The sequence below is a fragment of the Acinetobacter sp. XS-4 genome, assembly GCF_023920705.1.
In the GTDB taxonomy this organism is placed as follows: domain Bacteria; phylum Pseudomonadota; class Gammaproteobacteria; order Pseudomonadales; family Moraxellaceae; genus Acinetobacter.
Map to the genome: position 1 here is coordinate 1,365,521 of NZ_CP094657.1, position 21,959 is coordinate 1,387,479.

Consider the following 21,959-nt stretch of genomic DNA (forward strand, 5'->3'; position numbering starts at 1 on the left):
TTGTGGGTTAAAGAGGAACTTTATGGTCTTACTCAATTCGAGTGCGCATCAAATATATTGGTTGGGTCGATATTTAATGCGAGTTAAATTCGCAGTCTCTCATTTACCCTTTACACAAGATGAGAAAGCAACAAAATTTGCAGCAGCATTTGGTTTGGTCATAGAAAATGCTGAATTACTAAATCACTATATGTTAGACAAGAAGCAAACATTTTCATTACTGAACCAGTTGGTTATTGCTAAAGATAATATTCAGGAACTAAGAGGCATATTGTCATCAAATGCTTATGCAGAATTAAATCATGTGATTAACATGCTTCAAGCTCAACCTGAAGCTTTGAGAAAAGCTGTTGAACAATGTATTCAAATACTAGAAGTGGAGAATGAAGATGTGGGTTTATTTCTGCATTTAGGCAAAAAAATAGAGCAATTTGATATAGAACTACGTTTTGGGCAAGATTTATCAGAGCTTGTGTCAGAGCTAGATGTTGTGGTGAAACGGCTTGCTGACCTAGGTTGGGAGACTATAGATGAAAATTGGCAAGTGCTAAAGCACCACCTAGAGTGGGATGCTTATTATACTTTTACACAGCAGTTGGAAAATATGTTTGAGGTCTGATTATGAAATTGATGGTTAATCATCAAACGCATTATAGCTATACGGAAACTGCTCAAAACAGTATTCAGTATATTAAAATGATGCCTCAAACATCGCCGCATCAACATGTTATGAATTGGGCAATTAGCGTGCCGGGTGACAAAACGATCAAAAGGGACATATTTAACAATGTTTGGATGACGGCTAGTCAGCGCTATCAATACCAACATCTTACATTTATGGCTCAAGGAATCGTTGAACTTCAGAATGTAGAGTTGGGTTGTGTAAATCTATCTACACCTACAAATTTGTTTTTGCAGATGACAAGTGCAACCCGATGTGATGCAGAAATGTTGGACTTTGCCAGAAATATTGTAGTGGTCAAAGATCGAAAGCATATTGCGTTATTAAGCGAATATATTTTGCAAAAAATACTTTATCAGCCTGAAAGTACTTCGGTTCAGACAACTGCAACCGAAGCATTTCATGCTGGAGAAGGTGTATGCCAAGACCATGCTCATATTTTAATTGCAATGTGTCGTGCGCTACAATTACCAGCACGTTATGTCTCTGGTTATCTGTTTGATCAAAACTATCCGCACCTCGCCAGTCACGCTTGGGCGGAAGTATTTTTAGAAAATCAATGGTATTGTTTTGATGTAAGCAATCAGTTGTTTACACCCAAACATCATATCTACCTTGCAGTGGGTCGTGACTATCTCGATGTGGCACCTATTCGTGGTGTAAGAGAACAAGGTGGAGTTGAGAACATGATGTCTGTGGTTCAAGTGTTGGCATGTTGAATGTAAAGAGAATGAAATGACCTATTGTTGTGCGCTAAGATTGGAACAAGGTTTAGTGTTTATTAGTGACACGAGAACTAATGCAGGAGTTGACCATATTTCTGTGTTCCGAAAATTGCATACTTTTGGCGTTACTGGAGAGCGTTTTATTGCCTTGCAAACAGCAGGTAACTTAGCCACAACGCAAGCTGTTATAGGTCATTTGCAAAATGCGCTTACTTTGCAGCAAGAGCCTAATTTATATAGTGTTAATACTATGTTTGAGGCAGCTGAACTGATTGGTAAAACTTTAAAAGCTGTTTTAGAGGATATTAGTTCGGACACCCAAGAACAAATGAATTATGCCTGTAGTATTTTGGTGGGTGGGCAGATTAAAGGTGGTGACATGCAACTTTATAATGTCTATCCACAAGGTAATTTTATTTGTGCCACCACAGATACGCCTTATTTTCAAATTGGTGAAAGTAAATATGGCAAACCGATTCTGGACCGAGCTTTATATTATGCAATGCCATTAGATGATGCATTACGTTGTAGTCTAATTTCTTTTGATTCGACATTACGTTCAAATGTTTCTGTTGGCTTACCACTTGATGCATTGATTTACAATAAAGATAGCTTTGTGATTCCGATGGGAAAACGAATCACAGAAGATGATCCTTATTTTTCACAAATTAGTAGGCAATGGTCAGATACTCTACGTCGCGGTTTACAGGAAATGCCAAAACCAACAGATGATTACTGGCGATAAAATTTTGAATACTTAAATAAAAAAATCCAAGCATCCTTGGATTTTTTTTCTAGCTTTTATAATTTAACTGCTTTTACGGATAGGGCGATTGCTTAGGCGACAGAGTAATTCATATCCTATTGTTCCATTTGCATCAGCCACATCATCCACTAAGCGGTGCGTACCCCAAAGTTCGACTGGCGTACCTAATTTTACTTGCTTACCTGTCACATCGATTGCAAGCATATCCATACTCACTCGGCCTACAACTGCACAGAGCTGTTTATCAATAGCGACATAGTTTTGCTTAATATAAGCTCGTGGATAACCATCACCATAACCTATAGAAACAATCGCGATATCCATGGCTTGTTTTGCACAGAAAGTAGAACCATAACCGACATGTTCATCAGTTTGAATATGGTTTAATGCAATCACTTCTGCTGAAAAAGTCATGACTGGTTTTAGGTCAAGATCATGGGCTGTCTTATCAGCAAAAGGTGAAGCGCCGTAAAGCATAATACCTGGACGAACATAGTCAAAATGTAATTCTGGCCATTTATAAATAGCAGCAGAGTTACAGCAAGATGCTAAAACTGGATCACAAGCTTGCTTTACCTGTAAAAATTGTTGCTTTTGTTGTTCGTTAAGCGGGTGGTCTACATCTGCATTTGCGAAATGCATCGCCAGCACACAGGTAAATCCTTCGGCTTTTAACGTTTCAATAACTTCAATAATTTCAGTAACTTTAAAGCCTAAACGGTTCATGCCGCTATTAAGCTTAATCCAGACTTTTAAACCTTGAGCGATATAGGCTTGTTTGTGTTTAATTAACCATTGAAATTGTTGTTGATGGTGAATGACACATTCAAATTTATGTTCAATTGCAGTTGGCATTTCATCTTCAGAAAATACCCCTTCAATTAAAGTAACAGGTTGTTGGAATCCGAGTTCACGAATTTCTAAACCTTCTTGTAGGCAGGCGACACCAAAGGCATCTGAGGCGTTTAAGGCTGCTAAACAGTCTTTGATTCCATGTCCATAAGCATTAGCTTTCACCATACTTACAATTTTTGAATTTGCTGCGAGTTGTTTGACACGGTTTAAATTATATTGAAGCGCATTGCGATCAATATAAACTGTTGCTTGGCGCACCCTCATTTACTCCTTTGGGCTAGAGATAGCGTTTATTCTTCATCATCATATTGGCTGTAATACTCAGGAGAGAGATTACTAAATCGAGTATATTGACCTTCAAAGGCAAGACGGACTGAACCAATTGGACCGTTACGCTGCTTACCAATAATAATTTCTGCGGTACCAGCTTCTTTCGACTCTTTGTTATACACCTCATCACGGTAAATAAACATAATTAAGTCGGCATCCTGCTCAATCGCACCGGATTCACGTAAGTCGGACATTACAGGGCGTTTATTTGGACGGTTTTCCAGACTTCGGTTGAGCTGGGAAAGTGCGATAACTGGGCATTGCATTTCTTTTGCTAATGCTTTCAAGCTACGTGAAATTTCTGAAATCTCACCCACACGGTTATCACCCATTCCTGGAACTTTCATAAGCTGCAAGTAGTCGACCATGATGCAACCAATTTTACCATCATGCATTTTGGCAACGCGTCGAGCACGGGCACGAAGTTCTGTTGGAGGTAAAGCAGATGAGTCATCAATATACAAATGCATTTGTTGAAGTTGTAAAATGGTACCAGTCACTTTGGTCCATTCATCAGCATCTAAGTTCCCCGAACGTAAATGTCCTTGGTGAACTTTACCCATTGCAGAAATAAGACGCATCGCAATCGAGTCTGCTGGCATCTCCATTGAAAATACCAGAGCGGGTAGCTTGTTATATTGCAGAACGCTTTCAACCAAATTCATGGCGAAAGTGGTTTTACCCATTGATGGACGTGCAGCAACAATAATTAAGTCACCAGCTTGCATACCAGATGTTTTATTATCAAGTTCTAAGAAACCTGTGGTTAAACCTGTAATATTGCCATCTAGTTTTGAGAGTTCATCAAGTTTAGTAATTACATCGGCGGTAACAGAGCTAATAGATTTAGGGCCTGCATCTTTTTTATTGTTATTATGCTGCTCTGCTAAAGAAAAAATGCTGGTTTCTGCTAGATCTAGAATTTCACTAACGCCTCGACCTTTTGTGTCATAAGCATTTTGTAAAATTTCAGTACTGACTTTGATCATACTACGAAGTGTAGAGAACTCTTTAATTTTACTGGCATATGTTTCTAAGTTATAGAAACTTGATGGTGAATCAGCCATAAGCTGCATTAAATATTCTTCACCACCAATAGCATCGAGTAAATTTTGTTTTAAGAGCCAGTCACTTACTAATACAGCATCATAAGGGGAGTTTTCTTGTGCCAGTTTTTCAATTGCACGATAAATATATTTGTGACGTGTTGCATAAAAATCATTTTCTTTTAATAAGTCACTGACTTGCTCAAAAGATTCGGCAACTGTCATTAGAGCCGCAAGAACAGCTTGCTCGATGGCTAAATTGTGTGGGGGAGTGCGAAACTCTTTAAGCTGGCCTGATTCACTCGTTTTATTTTCTGTTGGAGATGAAAGAGTTAAAGAAGTGGCATTCGCCTGAGACATAATTAGACCTGATGATAAAGAAAGATGTACGCAAATAGCCTGTGAGGCCGAGAACTATCTTAAAACAAAATGAAATAAACTACCTAATTAAAAAACCAATTAAACTAAAGAACTGATCAGGAATTAATATATCTTATTTAAAAATAGAGCACATAAAAAAAGAGCATGCAAAAGCATGCTCTTTTTTTTGATGAGAAATTACTCAGATACGATAGTAACGAGAACTTCTGCAACAACATCATGATGCAATTGGATTGCGATGTTGAATTCACCAGTGTGACGAAGCGCACCATTCGGTAAACGAACTTCTGCACGGTCAACTGTAAGACCAGCATTCGTTAAAGCGTCAGCGATGTCACGAGTACCGATAGAACCGAAGAGTTTACCTTCGTCACCAGCTTTAGCAGTGATAACGATGTTAACTTCATTCAATTGTTCAGCACGTGCTTGAGCAGCAGCTAAAATTTCAGCTTCTTGCTTTTCAAGTTCAGCGCGACGAGCTTCGAAAGCAGCAGTGTTAGCTTCAGTAGCTGCAACTGCTTTACCTTGAGGGATAAGGAAGTTACGGCCGTAACCAGCTTTAACTGATACTTTATCGCCTAATTTACCAAGGTTTTTAATGCGTTGTAATAAGATAACGTCCACAGATCACCTCACTTATGGTTGTCAGTGTACGCAATCAAAGACAAGTAGCGAGCTTGCTTGATAGCAAGTGCTAATTGACGTTGATAACGAGCTTTAGTACCAGTGATACGGCTAGGAACAATCTTGCCGTTTTCAGTGATGTACTGTTTTAAAGTATCGATATCTTTGTAGTCGATGTACACAACATTCTCAGCTGTAAAGCGGCAGAACTTGCGACGACGGTAAAAACGTGCCATTGATGTTCTCCTTATTCAGCGTCTTGAGCAACTTGCTGTGCTTCTTCACGTTGAGCTTTACGCGCACGCTTTTCTTCAGCACTTTTAGCAAGCAATGACTCTTCAGTGATTGCGTGTTCACGACGAATGATAAGGTTACGAATGATCGCGTCATTATAACGGAACAATTCTTCTAACTCATCAAGTGTAGTTTGACCACACTCAACATTCATAAGAATGTAGTGTGCTTTGTGAATTTTGTTAATTGGGTAAGCCAATTGACGACGGCCCCAATCTTCTAAACGGTGAATTTGACCTTCAGCTTCTTTGATCTGAGAGATATAGCGTTCAACCATACCTACAACTTGATCGCTTTGATCTGGGTGTACTAAAAGTACGATTTCGTAATGACGCATTGTCAGCTCCTTACGGTTTAAACAGCCCCTAATAAATAAAAAATTAGAAGCAAGGAGTCATAACTTGAAAGTTATGTCGCAAAATTTGCGAAGGCTGAATTATAAGTAAAAGTTCGACTAAAAACAAATCTTTTGATGAGAAAAGTAAAACTTCTTTACTCTTAAGGAGGAAATCCTCCCTTATTTAAAAGAGAGGAAGATCTGGAGCAGGGGATTGATAGGTAAAGCTAAAGCTCAAACTTAACAGGGTAATTAATATGACCGAGTAGAGGAAAAAACGTTTAGCCCAAAGTTGGTCATTTTCAGCTTTAAATCCAATAATTGATAAATATAACCAATATGCTGTTAATGCATTAAAGGTTACTAGAAAGAATATATTGGTATAGCCAAAACAATATAAACCATTCAATACGGCTGCAAACAACACAATATAAATGACACACTCTACTTTCGTGCGATAAATAGAACGTGCAACAGGCAGAATGGGGATTCCCGCATTTTTGTAATCGTCAAAACGATAAATAGCAATTGCCCATGAATGTGGCATTTGCCATAGCGCGTAAGCTAAAAACAAAAGTAAAGCGGCTACATCAAAATGATGAGTTACTGCTGTATAACCAATAACAGGAGGGCTCGCTCCGGAAATACTACCAATGACGGTTTGATGGATTGAGGTACGTTTTGTCCACAAACTATAAAAACCGACATAGACAATAAAACCAATCATTGCAAACAAGAAAGCGTAAGCATTTACACCGAACCACAAAATACTAAAACCGATAAGTCCAAGAACAAATGCATATATAAGTGCAATAGTAGGAGAGATGGTTTTTTTGACCAATGCACGGTTTTGTGTGCGCTGCATTTTTGTGTCGATGTCTTGGTCTATCACATTATTTACAACACAACCAGAAGCGACAACTAAAGTTGTTCCAAGTAAGGTGAGTAATAATAAGATGTCTATAGAGCCTTGGGCGGCTAAGAAAAAGCCGCCCAAGGTGGTAATGAAATTACCGAAGAGAATTCCTGGTTTAGTCAGGAATAGATATTTTTTCAACATGACAATCAGTTTAGATCATCATATTGTAGTGAAGGTAATTCATAATCCACACAGAACCGATTAAAAGTACGGCAATACATAAGATTGTGTAGATGAATGCAATCATATTCCAGCGTTGTTCAGATGATGTATTCATGTGTAAGAAGTACACAAGTTGTACAAGAACCTGAGCAACAGCAGCGATAGCAATAACTGTAACTAAAATTCCACGACTGAAACCGCCCGCCATCACCATCCCGAACGGGATGATGGTGAGGATAACAGAAAGGATAAATCCAACAGTGTATTGCTTAAAGTTACCGTGTGACGCACCTGCAGCATTATGGTCATGACTACTCATTAGAGAACTCCCAGTAAGTAAACGACGCTGAATACACAGATCCAAACGATGTCAAGGAAGTGCCAGAACAAGCTTAAGCAAGCTAGACGACGTGTATTCGGTAATGTCAAACCTTTAGTTTTGATTTGATACATCAATACCAACATCCACACTAAACCAGAAGTTACGTGGATACCGTGTGTACCAACCAAAGTAAAGAACGATGATAAGAATGCACTGTGAGTTGGACCATGACCTTCTTCTACAAGGTGATGAAACTCATAAAGCTCCATTCCAATGAACGTTGCACCAAAAAGGAATGTAATAAATAACCAAGTGATAACTTGATTTACATTCTTTTTATAAGATGCAAGTACAGCAAAACCGAAAGTTACCGATGAAATCAATAAGGCAAATGTTTCAGTTAACACGTAGCCCAATGAGTCATGGAACAGGTCATATGCACTTGGAGTTCCTGGTGGAATATGACTGCTTAATACAGCGAACGCGATGAAGAGTGATCCGAAAAGAATCAAGTCACTCATCAAGTATGTCCAGAAACCAAAGACCGTTAAGTCAGTATCATCATGTTCATGATGACCATCGTGGCCGTGGTTGTCGTGATGAAGTACTTCAGCCATTTCCTTAGTCCTTCTTCAAGTGTTTTTCAAGTAAAGCATAGCGTTCGTTTTCAATACGCTCAACTTCAGCAGCTGGAACATAGTAATCAACATTCTTAGTGAATGAGCTTACGATCAAGCTAACAACAGCTGAAACGAATGAAACAACAACGAGCCACCAAATATGCCAGATGAGTGCAAAGCCAAGAATTGTAATGAACATTGCAATGACAAAACCAGCAGCACGATCAGTCGGCATGTGGATGTCTTCATATTTAGTGTTACGTGCGTATGCTACACCATTTTCTTTGTCAGTCCAGAAACGGTCAATACCGCTTGCATCTGGTTCATGCGCAAAGTTATAGAACGGAGCAGGGGAAGAAGTCGCCCATTCAAGCGTACGTGCATCCCATGGATCGCCTGTAAGGTCCATGTTGTCTTTGCGTTGTAAGAAACCAACAATGATTTGCATTAAGAAACATGCAATACCAATCGCAACGAGAACAGCACCAAATAATGCAATTGCAAGGTAAGGATCCCATTCAGGGTTGTCATATGTATTCAAACGACGAGTCATACCCATGAAACCAAGGATATAAAGTGGCATGAATGCAAAATAGAAACCAAAGAACCAGAACCAGAACGCAGCTTTACCCCATGCTTCATTGAGCTTCCAACCAAACATTTTTGGCCAGTAGTAAATGATGCCGGCAAACATACCAAACACCACACCACCGATAATTACGTTATGGAAGTGAGCGATCAAGAATAATGAGTTGTGTACAAGGAAGTCCGCAGGTGGAACAGCCATAAGTACACCAGTTAAACCACCGATACCAAATGTTATAAGGAAGCCAAGCGTCCATAACATTGGAGTAGTAAAGGTGATGCGACCTTTATACATGGTGAATAACCAAGAGAAGATTTTTACACCAGTAGGAATCGCAATAACCATGGTCATGATACCGAAGAACGCGTTCACGTTCGCACCAGCACCCATGGTAAAGAAGTGGTGAAGCCATACAACGAACGCAAGAACTGTAATCGCGATAGTTGCATACACCATAGACTTATAACCGAACAACGCTTTACGAGAGAAGGTTGCAACGATTTCTGAGTATAGACCAAATGCTGGTAATACTAAGATATATACTTCAGGGTGACCCCATGTCCAGATCAAGTTCACATAAAGCATTGGGCTACCGCCAAGCTCATTTGTGAAGAAATGGAAACCGAAGTAACGGTCTAAAGTTAACATTGCAAGTGTACCTGTTAATACAGGGAACGATGCAATGATTAATACAGCCGTACAAAGTGAAGTCCACGTAAAAATAGGCATGTCCATTAATTTCATGCCAGGTGCGCGCATTTTGATGATGGTAACGAAGAAGTTAACACCAGATAAAAGCGTACCTAGACCGGAAACCTGAAGTGCCCAGATATAGTAGTCAACACCTACACCAGGAGAATATTGAATGCCAGACAGAGGGGGGTAAGCCATCCAACCAGTCGCAGCAAATTCACCTAATACAAGTGAAAGCATCATCAAACCAGCAGCACCGGCGAATAACCAGAAGCTTAAAGAGTTCAATAATGGGAATGCAACGTCACGAGCACCAATCTGTAAAGGTACAGAGATGTTCATCATACCTACAACGAGACCCATTGCTACGAAGAAGATCATAATTACACCGTGTGCGGTGAAGATCTGGTCGTAATGGTCTGGATGTAGATAACCTTCGCCGCCACCTTTAGCGAGGAAAAGTTGTAGACGCATCATAATTGCATCGGCGAAACCACGCAAAAGCATGACCACAGATACAAGGATGTACATGATACCAATTTTTTTATGGTCTACCGTAATAAACCATTCATTCCACAAATATCCCCATTTTTTGAAATAGGTGATACCGCCAAGCACAACAATTCCACCAAGTGCCATAAGGACCATGGTGACAAGCACGATTGGCTCTGTCGGGATAGAGTCCCAACCCAGTTTACCAAAAATCATATCCATGTCTTATTCCCCTTGAGCAGCGTGTTCAGCTGTTGCATGCGCAGCAGAGTGGTCAACACCATGATAATTACTCATATAATGGTTGATAATTGTTTCAAACAATTTTGGTTCAACTGAAGAGTAATAAGTCACAGGGTGTGGCTTAGTCGGGAACGGTTTCATAGCTTCAGCTTTAGCAAGCGCTTCTTCATCACCAGCAGCTTTAGCACGATTTACTAAATGCTCGATCTGGTGCTTAGAACGGTCACCATCACGTAAGGTTGCTAATTCAGCTTGGTCAAGCGTAGTTTTTTGAACTGCTTCTGGATTAATAGTCGAACCATTACCCGCTTTTACAGCTGCTACCCATTCGTTGAACTGTTGCTCTGTAACACTATGCGCCTTGAAACGCATTTGAGAGAAACCGTAACCTGAGTAGTTAGAAGAGAAACCACGATATACGCCAGTTTCATTTGCTAACAAATGAAGGTGAGTTTGCATACCTGCCATTGCATAAATCTGGCCGCCTAACTGTGGAATGAAGAATGAGTTCATTGTAAAGTTAGAGGTGATTTTAAAGCTTAACGGAGTTTTTTCTGGGAAACGTACTTCGTTAACAGTTGCAATGTTTTGTTCAGGATAAATGAAGATCCACTTGAACTGTTCAGCAACAACTTGAATAGTTAAAGGAGCTTTATCTGATTCTAAAGGACGGTATGGGTCATACTTGTGGGAACCCCACCAAGTTAACCAAGCTAAAATACCAATAATAATGACAGGGATACCCCATACTACAACTTCAATTGTAGTTGAGTGTGCCCATGTAGGTTTATAGTCTGCATCTTTATTTGACGCGCGATATTTCCAACCAAACCATAATGCCATGATGATTGAAGGAATCACCACAAGTAACATTAAATAGATCGCAGTCATCATGAGGTCACTTTGACCTTGACCAACTGGACCTTTAGAGTTTAGAAGTACCATATCACCACCACACCCAGTCAAAAGTGCGGCAAGCGTTGATAAAGACAATACAGCTAAAATCGTTTGTCTCATTTTACAACCTCGGTGAAGAGTCCCATTCCCTAATTAAATATGGGATAGCGATTAAAGTGTCGCATGATTGAGAACGCTAATCCTTAAATTTAGACTTCTCAATTATATGACACCGCTACGTTGTAGGGCATTATGCCTCATATCAACAAACTAAGCTATACATAAAGTAGGCTGAAATAATTGTTTTAAAACCCGATTTTTTTTGTAGGGTATCTAATCTCTATAGAGCTTTTATTTAAATATCAACTCTCTATAGAAAAAAGGAGGCGGGGTGCCTCCTTTTTTTTTAGACCTTAAATGAATGAGTAATTCACTATCGTTTGATCACTTTTGTTCTTGCAATTTTGTCGTGTAGCGCTTGTCGCTTTTGTCCTAATGTAAAAGCATAGTCAATAATTGTACTAATAGGCATAAACAACAAATTGAGTATGATAAAAACAATGCTTCTTAATAAGAAAATGCGAGTTAAATTAACTTTACCATTGCTCTCAGCATCTACAATTTTAATTCCAACAATTTTCTTACCTATGCTTTGCCCAAATTTTGTTAAAAGAAAGGCTTGAATGGCAAGCATGATTACTACGTAAACAAGCATAGAATGCCAAGCTTCAATAGGAATTAAAGTGAAAAGTTGATGCTGTAGCTCAGCTGCTTTAGTTGAAGCAACTTCAGCCGATTGCATTTGTTTTTGCAATTCAAATAATTGCTTATACTGAGACTCATTAAAGAAAAAAGAAGGAATTGCAGCTATTGGTATCCAGAGCAATAAATCAATAATTTTTGCCAAAGCTCGAGATGGAATAGAGGCAAGTTCGTGAATTTTAGGTTCTACACGAATTTGACGAATAGTTTCATTAACTGAGCTGTTTGTGTTTATGGCAGGTGCAGAATCACCAGTAGGTTGATATACAAGTTTACCTTGGGTTAATTCTCCTAAAGCTTTCCACTCTGTCATGCCTTCATGCCAAGCTAAATCAGTTAACAAAATTTGTTGGCTAGCCAACATTTGATTTACTTGCTCTAAGGTGTAAGGCCCAGCTTGTTGATTATTACGTGCCAAGTAAATTTGCATAAATAAAAGTTCTCTGTTCCAAAGATGAAAAAAGACCCACGGATGGGCCTTTTTTTATAACATATTAGATTTGCTTGATTTTTTCTTCAGCAAGGAAGAACCATGTATCTAAAACTGAGTCTGGGTTAAGAGATACAGACTCAATACCTTGTTCCATTAACCATTTTGCAAGATCTGGATGGTCTGAAGGACCTTGACCACAGATACCTACATATTTACCCGCTTTACGGCAGGCATGGATGGCCATTGAAAGAAGGGCTTTAACTGCTGCATCACGCTCATCAAATAGGTGTGAAACAATGCCAGAGTCACGGTCAAGACCGAGCGTTAACTGAGTTAAGTCATTAGAACCAATAGAGAAACCATCGAAATGCTCTAGGAATTGTTCAGCTAACAGAGCGTTAGTTGGTAATTCACACATCATGATTACTTTTAAGCCATTTTCACCGCGTCTCAAACCATTTTGTGCTAGTAACTCAATAACACGTTTTGCTTCAGATACAGTACGTACAAAAGGAATCATGATTTGAATATTGGTTAGACCCATTTCATCACGAGCTTTCTTAAGTGCACGGCACTCTAATTCGAAACAGTCACGGAAGTTATCAGATACATAACGGCTTGCACCACGGAAACCGAGCATTGGGTTTTCTTCTTCAGGCTCGTATAACTTACCGCCAATCAAGTTTGCATATTCATTTGATTTGAAGTCAGACATACGAACGATAACTGGCTTGTCACCAAATGCAGCAGCAAGAGTTGCAATACCTTCAACCAATTTTTCAACATAGAAATCTACAGGTGAAGCATAACCCGCAGTACGAGTTAGAACCGCAGCACGAGTTTCACGAGGTAGGCTATCAATGTTGAGCAAGGCTTTAGGGTGCACGCCGATCATACGGTTAATAATGAACTCAAGACGAGCAAGACCGATACCTTCATTTGGAATTTGAGCAAAGTCAAATGCGCGGTCAGGGTTACCAACGTTCATCATAATTTTGAACGATAGCTTAGGCATAGATTCAATTGAGTTACGTTGAACTTCGAAATCTAAAGCACCTTCATAAATGAAGCCAGTATCACCTTCAGCACAAGAAACTGTTACTTCTTGACCATCAGTCAATACTTCTGTTGCGTTACCACAACCTACAATAGCAGGTACACCAAGTTCACGTGCAATAATTGCCGCGTGACATGTACGACCACCGCGGTTAGTAATAATTGCAGCTGCACGTTTCATTACCGGTTCCCAATCAGGGTCGGTCATATCTGATACAAGAACGTCGCCTTCTTGAACTTTGTCCATCTCTTTAATTGAGCTAATGATGCGGACTTTACCTGAACCAATACGTTGACCAATTGAACGACCTTCACAAAGAACAGTACCTCTTTGTTTAAGAAGATAGCGCTCCATTGTGCCTACGTTTTGACGACTTTTTACGGTTTCAGGACGAGCTTGAACAATATAAATTTGACCATCATCGCCATCTTTCGCCCATTCGATATCCATTGGCGCACCGTAGTGCTGCTCAATAATCAGCGCTTGTTTAGCTAGCTCTTGTAACTCGTGGTCATTCAAAGCAAATTGTTGGCGCTCTTGTTTCTCAACATCAACAACCACAACTGATTTACCAGCAGAACCTTCTTCACCATAAATCATTTTCTGGTGTTTTGAGCCAAGGTTGCGGCGTAAAACTGAATGTCTACCAGCATTTAATAATGGTTTAGATAAGTAAAATTCATCTGGGTTAACCGCACCCTGTACAACCATTTCACCTAAACCATAAGATGCTGTAATAAATACAACTTCACGGAAACCAGACTCGGTATCAAGTGTAAACATTACACCCGCAGCACCAGTTTCAGAGCGCACCATACGCTGAATGCCTGCAGAAAGTGCAACGACATCATGATCAAAACCTTGATGTACACGGTAAGAAATTGCACGGTCATTATATAAAGAAGCAAATACTTCTTTAATTGCAATAAGAATGTTATCAATACCGCGAATATTCAAGAAAGTTTCTTGCTGACCTGCGAATGAAGCATCTGGTAGATCTTCAGCAGTTGCAGATGAACGAACGGCAACCGCGATTTCTGGGTTGCCGTTAGAAAGTGTTGTAAAAGCGGCGCGAATTTCTTGTTCTAGGCTTGCAGTGAGTGGAGTCTCTACAATCCATTGACGAATTTTAGCGCCTGTTTCTGCAAGAGCATTTACGTCATCAACATTGAGTTGAGCAAGTTCTGCTTGAATTCGAGCGTTAAGACCGCTTTGATCTAAGAACTCACGATAGGCATCAGCAGTAGTTGCAAAACCACCAGGTACTGATACACCAGCATTTGATAAATGGCTGATCATTTCACCCAAAGATGAGTTTTTCCCACCTACGAGTTCGACATCGTGTTTCCCTAATTTTTCTAGACCGATTACGCGCGCTTCCAAAGTTTTCACTCCACTTTTGCAGTATTAATGTCTATCTTGGCATGAAATTATAAAAATAAAGTGCTTAGTTGAGAATTATACTAAGCGACAGTCATGTAAGATCAGTTTACTATAAAGATTATATAGCACTAAGACAAATGTTTAAGGAGAATTTTAATGTCAGAAAGTAAACAGTTTAGACGGAGCGTTTTTTTTATTTCTGATGGAACTGCAATTACTGCCGAGACTCTTGGACATTCGTTATTAGCACAATTTCCCAATGTTGATTTTGATATTCATATCATGCCGTATATTACAACTGAAGAAGCGGCAATGGAGATTGTAGTCGAGATTAATCGATGTCAAACCAAAGATGGTTGTCTACCTTTAGTATTTGATACTTTGGTTGATCCACACGTACGAGAAATCATTAATACTGCTAAAGCAGTTAATCTAGATGTGTTTGAAGGCTTAATCAGTAAACTCGAACAAGAATTAGGTACGCCGCCTACAACATTAGTTGGACAGACACATGCTGTAACCGATTCTGAGTCGTATAAAGCTCGTATTGATGCTGTTCATTTTGCGCTTGATAATGACGATGGGGCACGTACTCGTCATTACGATAAAGCTGATTTAATCTTAATTGGGGTTTCTCGTTCGGGTAAAACACCGACCTCTATTTACTTATCTCTTCAATTTGGTATCCGTGTTGCAAACTATCCGTTAACAGAAGAAGATTTGGATGATAACCGTTTACCAGCAGTATTAAGACCACATCGTAATAAATTATTTGGTTTAATGATTGATGCTGAGCGATTAGTGGCGATTCGTAGTGAGCGTAAGGCTAATAGTCGTTATGCGAGTTTTAGCCAATGCCAAATGGAACTTAGAGCAATTGAAGGAATCTATATTTCAGAAGGAATTAAATATTTAAATGTGACTGAAATGTCGATTGAAGAAATTTCAACACGTGTTTTACAAATGACAGGATTAAAACGTCGCATTGGTTAGTTTAATCAATTATTTATTTTAACCATTCAAATTTTTATATTAATTTATAGATAATTTGAATGGTTTGTAATATAAAAATAGAATGAAAAATAAAAGTTTTAAATATAAAACAAAAAGTTATTAAAACGTTTTTATTGGTTATCGGCCTGTAAGGTTTTTATAATCCAATTGTGAAATAAAATAAGAGTATTGAAAAGAAATGTATATATTTAAGTAAGTTTAAAAATTCTAATTGTTTAATTTTGCTAAATATTTTCAAAAATCATGTAAAAATACATTAAATATTTAAAAATGATAAATAGATCACACTATTTTTGTGTTGTGTGATTGGTTTTTAATTTTAATTATACTTTCCCACCTCGATATGGGACTATCCGATTATCAAAATGCTAAAAAAATGTGTTTTTTCATTGGTATACATCTTGCCTCTTAATTTGTATGCCGCTCAAGTGGATGAGTTGCGAGAGCAGGCTATTCACACTTACAAAACTGGACAAACTCACCAAGCAATATTTCAACTGGATCAATTGCTAAAAACCTATCCGCATGATCAAAAATTGCTAGCTGATTATTTAGTTGTAATGTCAAATGAAAAAAAAGATCTGGTAACTTTTTCTCAGCATCTAGCGAATATTAATTTGGTTAGTTTTCCAGAATATGGACAGCTACCTTTAATACGTAATTTTCGTGATTTTAAACACTTTAAAAATGCGATTGATTGGTCGAATAAATTTAATATTCAAAAAACGCCTGATGGGCAGATTCTGTTAGCAGTTTTATATGCTGAAGCTAAAGATGTTGTAAATGCCAAAGCACAGTTAGCAAAAATTAATAGTAAAAATCTGAAGACTGATCAGCTTGTGCAAATAGCTTATGCATATCGACTCATTAATTCACCTGTAGATGCTTTATCTGCAATTGAGCAAGCATATAAACAGCAGCCCAAGTCTTTTGCAGTTTTACAAGAATATAGTTATGACTTAGCAGCTGTGGGAGCTTATAACAAGGCTCAGCAATTATTGCTTGCCAGCGATAAAAATCCACAAACAGAATCGTTACAACACTGGCTACAAGTCAGTGAGTTTTCTCAACGTGTAAATAATGCCATTGCTCGTTATAAATATTTGAATCGGGAGGGCATGTCAGATAGTGACGGCTTTTCTGAGCTTGATACTGTGTTGAAGCAAGGCGAGCAAATGCAGCCTTTGATTCAACCGTCAGATCCTAGTTATTTAAGATTCCATTATGACTATATATATGCGTTAGATTTCCGCGGGCGTAGCCGTACGGCATTAGATCAATTTACTAAATTAAACGTACCTCTAGAAAAACTACCTGCCTATATTCGTCATGCAATAGCCGATAGTTATTTGGCTGAAAGACAACCACAGCAAGCTGAACTTGCTTTTAAAACTGTGCTTACTGAAAAAAACTATCCAGATATGACCGTATATACTGGGCTGTACTATTCATATATAGAGCAAGAAAAATATCAACAAGCTGAACAGTTTTTGAGTGAGGTTGATCGACTTGTTCCGACGTATAAATATAGTCAAGCAAAAGGGGTGGACAAAACAAGCCATCCTGATCGTGATGACTATATTACTTTACAAGGTATGCATTTAGCTTATGCAAATCATCTTGATCAAGCAGAAAAGCATTTTCAGAAACAAGTAGATCTTGCACCTGCCAATGAAGGCTTAATTAATAATTTGGCTCGTGTTGAGCGTTGGAGAGATAAACCTCTACAGTCCAAGCAAACTATTTCTCGTTTAAATGGTTTAACACCGGTTGCTAAAGATACACGAATTAATCAAATGCAAAATGCGCAGGCTTTAGGGGATATTCCAGAATGGCGTAAAAATACTGAAAGTCTTTTGGAATATTATCCTGAAGATAGTGGCGTAGTTAAAAGTCGAAAAGAATTAGATGATCGTGATAGAGCAACTATCTCGCACTCAACAACTTGGGGTCAAAGTAAAGCAGAGAACAGTGATTCTGTGAGCGGTCAAAATGGTTTAAAAGACCGTGAAATGGAAACTCGTATTAATAGTCCATGGATTAAAGATAATTATCGTTTATTTGCTTGGCATCAAGATCGTTTCGGAGAATATCGTTTTGGCGATGTGCATGACCAACGTTATGGCGTCGGTGCTGAGTGGCAAGCGAATCGTAAGGCATTGTCGGCAATTTTGTCGCAAAGTACAGATGGTGGACAAGCAGGAGTTCGTCTTGATTGGTCGCAATGGTTAAACGACCACTGGCAATATCAATTGCAATATGACAGTCAGGCTAATATTCCATTGCAGGCAATTGACGCTGGTGAAGATGGACAAGCTTACCGTGCTGCTTTGACATGGCAAAAAGATGAGTCACGCCAAATTGGGGCGAGTTACGGTCTAACTGATATAAGCGATGGTAATAAACAACAAGAATTTTCGACTTTTTGGCGCGAACGATTATTTGATGCACCGCATCATATTACCTATGGAACGGTTCGTGGATTTTATGGTAGCAATAGCCAAGATCAGACCGCTTACTTTAGCCCAAGTAATCACTACAGTGCTGAGTTGAATTTAAGCCATGACTGGGTCACTTGGCGAGAATATGAACGCTCATTTAAGCAGCATTTCGAGGCTGGAGTCGGACTCTATAAACAAGCAGATTACTCAGCTAGACCAACATACTCTCTGCAATATCAACATCAATGGCAACTCTCACGGACTTGGCAGCTCAATTATGGAATTGGTTGGCAATACCATCCATATGATGGTCATGATGAACAACATACCTACGGTATTTTCGGATTTGAAGGGCGTTTTTAATGAATAATATGATGTCAAAAATGTTGAGTTGTGTGGTTGCTTCAACATTATTACCTGTACAATTTTCTCATGCCCGCATTGAAACTGAACTACCAAAAAATCATACGGTTTCTTTAACTTTTCATGATGTGCGAGATGATGTACTAAAGGAAGGCGACCGGGATGTCTATGCGATTCAGACCAATAATTTGGCGCAATTCTTCGATTGGCTTAGTCAATCTGATTGGAAGCCGATTCGTTTAAAAGACATTGAGGAAGCCCGTAGACAAGGTAAGGAATTACCGCATAACTCTATTCTGCTTACTTTTGATGATGGTGCATTGAGTAGTTATAGCCGAGTATTTCCATTACTTAAGCAATATGATATTCCGGCAGTTTTTGCGCTTCCAACCAGTTGGTTAAATGGTAATACGCAGGCTGGTTATGAAGCTTATGGTCAAGGTCACTTGGTGAACTGGGCTCAAGTTTGTGAAATGCAAGCATCTGGGTTAGCCGAATTTGCAAGTCATAGTGATGATTTACATCATGGTGTATTGGCCAACCCTCAAGGCAATGAGCAACCAGCTGCAACTTCTTATGCCTATTTAAAATCGCAATCACGTTATGAAACAGATGCAGAATATCAACAACGTATTTTGCAGGATTTGAAAAAATCCTACGCCGTTTTGAAAAAAGAAGTTGGTGTTAATCCGAAAGCAATTATTTGGCCTTATGGCGCTGTGAATGAGCAACTGGAAAAAATAGCACAGCAAGCAGGCTTTGAATTTTCTTTCAGTTTGGGTCGTGATGGTATGAATCGTGTGAGTGATTCAACTTTCAAGCGTAGCTTGGTTATAGGTAACCCTACAGCTGAACAGCTCACCGAAGGCATGTTAAATATTTTGAACTTTGAAGAGTCAGATTTATTTAAGCAACCTCGTCATTTTGTAAGTATGGATTTAAAGCAATTAGCAGCTCAACAAAATGCTCAGACCGATGAAAAACTAGGGCAGTTGTTATCAAAACTATATAGCCTAAAAAACAATGCTCTCATCTTAAAGCCTTTGGAAGATAAAAACGGAGATGGGCAATACGATGTTGCTTATTTCCCTACAAATAAAATGCCAGTTCAACAAGATATTTTAAACCGTAGTTTATGGCAGGCTCAAACTCGGGCAGGTCAATCGGTAATATTAGAGTTGCCAGCTTATCCTCAAAAAGATAAGCCATTTTTAACAGTAGATTTGGCTAAAGATATCGCACGATTTAACAGTAATTTAAGCGGTGTTCAGCTTAATGCGGGAACAGCTTTAAATTGCGCAATGCAAAGAATAACAGTGCAAGAAAGCAGTTGTATTGAACAATCAAAACAGCTAGCACAGCTTACCCAGCTGACTAAAAAAGCGGTCAAACCTTATTTAAATATGAGTAATCAGGCGCAGTTTAGCTTATTGCTTACACCTGATTTAGAGCATGTAGAAAATCTACCTGAGCTTAGCAAAACGCTTTTATTGCAACATGATTTAGTCAATTTGAAGTTGAATGTAATTGGCAAGAAAAAGCAATTTAACCAGTTGTTAAAGCTTTTAAGTACACTTGATGATAATGATAAGCAAAGAATAATGCTGACTTTAGTATTACCAGAAAACTCGCAAAAAACTGCTTGGGAAGAAGTCCAGCAAGGGCTTTTTTCGATTCAGCGGATAGGGATTCAGAAATTCGGTATCGATGGCTATGACTTTGAAAAATCAAAAGATGTCCATCAATATTTATATAATCCGATTAGTCTGAATGCTAGCCCTGTTATGTATCAGCCATTTGCTGGATTGGTAGAGGGGAAAAAGTAATGAGAGTATTACTCGATATTCTATTTGCTTTTGCCTTTTTATATCCCTTACTGATGGCTTGGACATGGATGGTAGGAGGACTTTGGTTCTTCTTTAAAAGAGAGTACCGTGAACAAGCGCTTCCTGAACCAACGAGCGAAGGATGCAGTATCATTATTCCGTGTTTCAACGAAGAAGCTCAAGTACGCCAAACAATCCGTTATGCGCTGCAAACCAAATACCCTAATTTTGAAGTGATTGCCGTCAATGATGGAAGTAGTGACAGAACAGCCGAAATTCTTGATGAATTGTCAGCGCAAGATTCACGACTTCGGGTTGTACATCTAGCAGAAAATCAGGGTAAAGCCGTAGCGTTAAGATCAGGAGTATTAGTTAGTAAATACGAATATCTTGTTTGTATCGATGGTGATGCGTTGTTACATCCACATGCCGTACTTTGGTTAATGCAGCCATTTATTAACTTTCCGCGAATTGGGGCTGTAACAGGTAATCCACGAATTTTAAACCGATCTAGTATTTTAGGAAAATTACAGGTTGGTGAATTCTCTTCGATTATTGGTTTGATCAAGCGTGCGCAGCGTACATATGGTCGTATTTTTACAGTGTCGGGTGTGATTGCGGCATTCCGTAAAACAGCTCTCGTTCGAGTCGGTTTTTGGTCAGACGATAAAATTACCGAAGATATTGATATTTCATGGAAGTTACAGCTCGACCACTGGGATATTCAGTATATTCCGCAAGCGCTTTGTTATATCTATATGCCTGAGACATTTAAAGGTCTATGGAAACAGCGTCTTCGTTGGGCACAAGGTGGGGTAGAGGTTCTTATCGAATATATTCCACAAATGTTTAAGCTACGTGTTCGCAGAATGTGGCCAGTCATGATTGAGGCGCTAGTCAGTATTATCTGGTCTTATGTCATGATTCTGATCTTTACGCTATTTTTTGTGGGATTGTTTATTGAACTGCCTCTGCAATGGCAGATCAAAACGCTTATGCCACAGTGGTACGGCGTAATATTAGGCGGAACGTGTTTAATCCAGTTTTTGGTGAGTTTGTGGATTGATCAGCGCTATGACCGTAGCCGCTTCTTCAGAAATTATTTCTGGGTTATTTGGTACCCGTTGTTTTTCTGGTTACTGACTTTGTTTACAAGTGTCGTTGCGGTTCCAAAAACTTTATTTAACACTAAAAAACGTGCCCGCTGGGTGAGCCCAGACCGAGGCTTCCGTGGAGATAACCCATGAAACCTGAGGAAAATAAGGATATCGAGATTTTAGATATCCCTGAATACATTGACCAGCCAGAATACGTCAAAAATAAAACGGCAAACTACACATTACAAACCATTGGTTGGTTTTGTTTAATGTGGTTGTTGTTTCCATTGGTTTCTCTGTTTTTATGGGTTTTTGAAGGACACTTAATTTATGATTATGTCTGGGTTGACCATATATCAGAAGTTAAGACCTTACTTCATTTAGCATTACTCATTGGAATTAGCGCGCTCATTTTAATTTTGTGGGCGAGTTATAACTGGATTAGATTCAGTGGTGAGGATCGACGGACGAAAGCACCAAATAGTTCTGTTGAACTGTTAGCAGCCCAATTTTCGGTTAGTTCCGAAATGTTAAGTGAATTGCAAAAGAAACAACGTGTTATTTTGCATTACGATGATCATGGCAATTTGCAAAAATATGAGTAAATAA

20 protein-coding genes are annotated in these 21,959 nt (G+C 38.9%); 8 read left to right on the forward strand and 12 right to left on the reverse strand.

Features of this window, described 5'->3' with window-relative positions:
- The first annotated feature begins 22 nt into the window (after nucleotides 1-22).
- From MMY79_RS06375 to MMY79_RS06385, 3 genes are read left to right on the forward strand one after another with little or no spacing between them, the layout of a single operon-like run.
- Entirely contained in the window at nucleotides 23-619 is a 597-nt protein-coding gene (locus tag MMY79_RS06375) for an alpha-E domain-containing protein (protein WP_252612576.1), read from the forward strand.
- Nucleotides 620-621: 2 nt separating this feature from the next.
- Nucleotides 622-1,401 carry a transglutaminase family protein gene (locus tag MMY79_RS06380; RefSeq protein WP_252612577.1) on the forward strand — a complete coding sequence of 260 codons (780 nt, stop codon included), beginning with the start codon at nucleotides 622-624 and terminating at the stop codon, nucleotides 1,399-1,401.
- Nucleotides 1,402-1,417: 16 nt separating this feature from the next.
- The gene (locus MMY79_RS06385; protein WP_252612578.1) at nucleotides 1,418-2,152 is read left to right on the forward strand and encodes a proteasome-type protease; all 735 of its coding nucleotides are present in this window, start codon (nucleotides 1,418-1,420) and stop codon (nucleotides 2,150-2,152) included.
- Between the two features lie 63 nt (nucleotides 2,153-2,215).
- Here the strand turns inward: MMY79_RS06385 and alr are convergent, their stop codons facing one another.
- From alr to ppsA, 12 genes are all read right to left on the reverse strand, one after another.
- A complete protein-coding gene (gene alr, locus MMY79_RS06390; protein WP_252612579.1) occupies nucleotides 2,216-3,286 on the reverse strand; it encodes an alanine racemase in 1,071 nt (356 codons plus the stop codon).
- A 32-nt stretch (nucleotides 3,287-3,318) separates the two neighbouring features.
- Nucleotides 3,319-4,764, reverse strand: a complete 1,446-nt coding sequence (gene dnaB / locus MMY79_RS06395) for a replicative DNA helicase (RefSeq protein WP_252612580.1) — start codon at nucleotides 4,762-4,764, stop codon at nucleotides 3,319-3,321.
- Between the two features lie 198 nt (nucleotides 4,765-4,962).
- Complete coding sequence (rplI, locus tag MMY79_RS06400; RefSeq protein WP_004700828.1) at nucleotides 4,963-5,409, reverse strand: 50S ribosomal protein L9; 447 nt, start codon at nucleotides 5,407-5,409, stop codon at nucleotides 4,963-4,965.
- Between the two features lie 8 nt (nucleotides 5,410-5,417).
- Nucleotides 5,418-5,645: a 30S ribosomal protein S18 gene (gene rpsR, locus MMY79_RS06405; RefSeq protein WP_003652483.1), complete on the reverse strand. Its 228-nt coding sequence runs from the start codon at nucleotides 5,643-5,645 to the stop codon at nucleotides 5,418-5,420.
- Between the two features lie 11 nt (nucleotides 5,646-5,656).
- Nucleotides 5,657-6,040 carry a 30S ribosomal protein S6 gene (gene rpsF, locus MMY79_RS06410; protein WP_004791455.1) on the reverse strand — a complete coding sequence of 128 codons (384 nt, stop codon included), beginning with the start codon at nucleotides 6,038-6,040 and terminating at the stop codon, nucleotides 5,657-5,659.
- A 184-nt stretch (nucleotides 6,041-6,224) separates the two neighbouring features.
- On the reverse strand, nucleotides 6,225-7,100 hold the full coding sequence (gene cyoE / locus MMY79_RS06415) for a heme o synthase (protein WP_252612581.1): 876 nt from the start codon (nucleotides 7,098-7,100) through the stop codon (nucleotides 6,225-6,227).
- A 10-nt stretch (nucleotides 7,101-7,110) separates the two neighbouring features.
- Complete coding sequence (locus MMY79_RS06420) at nucleotides 7,111-7,440, reverse strand: cytochrome o ubiquinol oxidase subunit IV (RefSeq protein ID WP_004643325.1); 330 nt, start codon at nucleotides 7,438-7,440, stop codon at nucleotides 7,111-7,113.
- Nucleotides 7,440-8,060, reverse strand: a complete 621-nt coding sequence (gene cyoC / locus MMY79_RS06425; protein ID WP_005306751.1) for a cytochrome o ubiquinol oxidase subunit III — start codon at nucleotides 8,058-8,060, stop codon at nucleotides 7,440-7,442. The genes MMY79_RS06420 and cyoC overlap by 1 nt, the downstream gene beginning before the upstream one ends.
- A 4-nt stretch (nucleotides 8,061-8,064) precedes the next feature.
- A complete protein-coding gene (cyoB, locus tag MMY79_RS06430) occupies nucleotides 8,065-10,056 on the reverse strand; it encodes a cytochrome o ubiquinol oxidase subunit I (protein WP_252612582.1) in 1,992 nt (663 codons plus the stop codon).
- Between the two features lie 3 nt (nucleotides 10,057-10,059).
- Entirely contained in the window at nucleotides 10,060-11,094 is a 1,035-nt protein-coding gene (gene cyoA, locus MMY79_RS06435) for a ubiquinol oxidase subunit II (protein WP_004643323.1), read from the reverse strand.
- Between the two features lie 313 nt (nucleotides 11,095-11,407).
- On the reverse strand, nucleotides 11,408-12,166 hold the full coding sequence (locus tag MMY79_RS06440) for an RDD family protein (RefSeq protein WP_252612583.1): 759 nt from the start codon (nucleotides 12,164-12,166) through the stop codon (nucleotides 11,408-11,410).
- Between the two features lie 64 nt (nucleotides 12,167-12,230).
- Entirely contained in the window at nucleotides 12,231-14,618 is a 2,388-nt protein-coding gene (ppsA, locus tag MMY79_RS06445) for a phosphoenolpyruvate synthase (RefSeq protein WP_252612584.1), read from the reverse strand.
- 147 nt (nucleotides 14,619-14,765) lie between these two features.
- On the opposite strand from ppsA, the gene MMY79_RS06450 reads away from it, so the two are divergent.
- The 5 genes from MMY79_RS06450 to pgaD all read left to right on the forward strand — a co-directional run bounded on the left by MMY79_RS06450 (nucleotide 14,766) and on the right by pgaD (nucleotide 21,955).
- A complete protein-coding gene (locus tag MMY79_RS06450; RefSeq protein ID WP_252612585.1) occupies nucleotides 14,766-15,602 on the forward strand; it encodes a pyruvate, water dikinase regulatory protein in 837 nt (278 codons plus the stop codon).
- A 386-nt stretch (nucleotides 15,603-15,988) separates the two neighbouring features.
- Nucleotides 15,989-18,427: a poly-beta-1,6 N-acetyl-D-glucosamine export porin PgaA gene (pgaA, locus tag MMY79_RS06455; RefSeq protein ID WP_252612586.1), complete on the forward strand. Its 2,439-nt coding sequence runs from the start codon at nucleotides 15,989-15,991 to the stop codon at nucleotides 18,425-18,427.
- Entirely contained in the window at nucleotides 18,427-20,253 is a 1,827-nt protein-coding gene (gene pgaB, locus MMY79_RS06460; protein WP_252612587.1) for a poly-beta-1,6-N-acetyl-D-glucosamine N-deacetylase PgaB, read from the forward strand. The genes pgaA and pgaB overlap by 1 nt, the downstream gene beginning before the upstream one ends.
- Nucleotides 20,253-21,500 carry a poly-beta-1,6-N-acetyl-D-glucosamine synthase gene (gene pgaC / locus MMY79_RS06465; RefSeq protein WP_005306734.1) on the forward strand — a complete coding sequence of 416 codons (1,248 nt, stop codon included), beginning with the start codon at nucleotides 20,253-20,255 and terminating at the stop codon, nucleotides 21,498-21,500. The genes pgaB and pgaC overlap by 1 nt, the downstream gene beginning before the upstream one ends.
- Entirely contained in the window at nucleotides 21,497-21,955 is a 459-nt protein-coding gene (gene pgaD, locus MMY79_RS06470) for a poly-beta-1,6-N-acetyl-D-glucosamine biosynthesis protein PgaD (RefSeq protein ID WP_252612588.1), read from the forward strand. The genes pgaC and pgaD overlap by 4 nt, the downstream gene beginning before the upstream one ends.
- Nucleotides 21,956-21,959 lie beyond the last annotated feature (4 nt).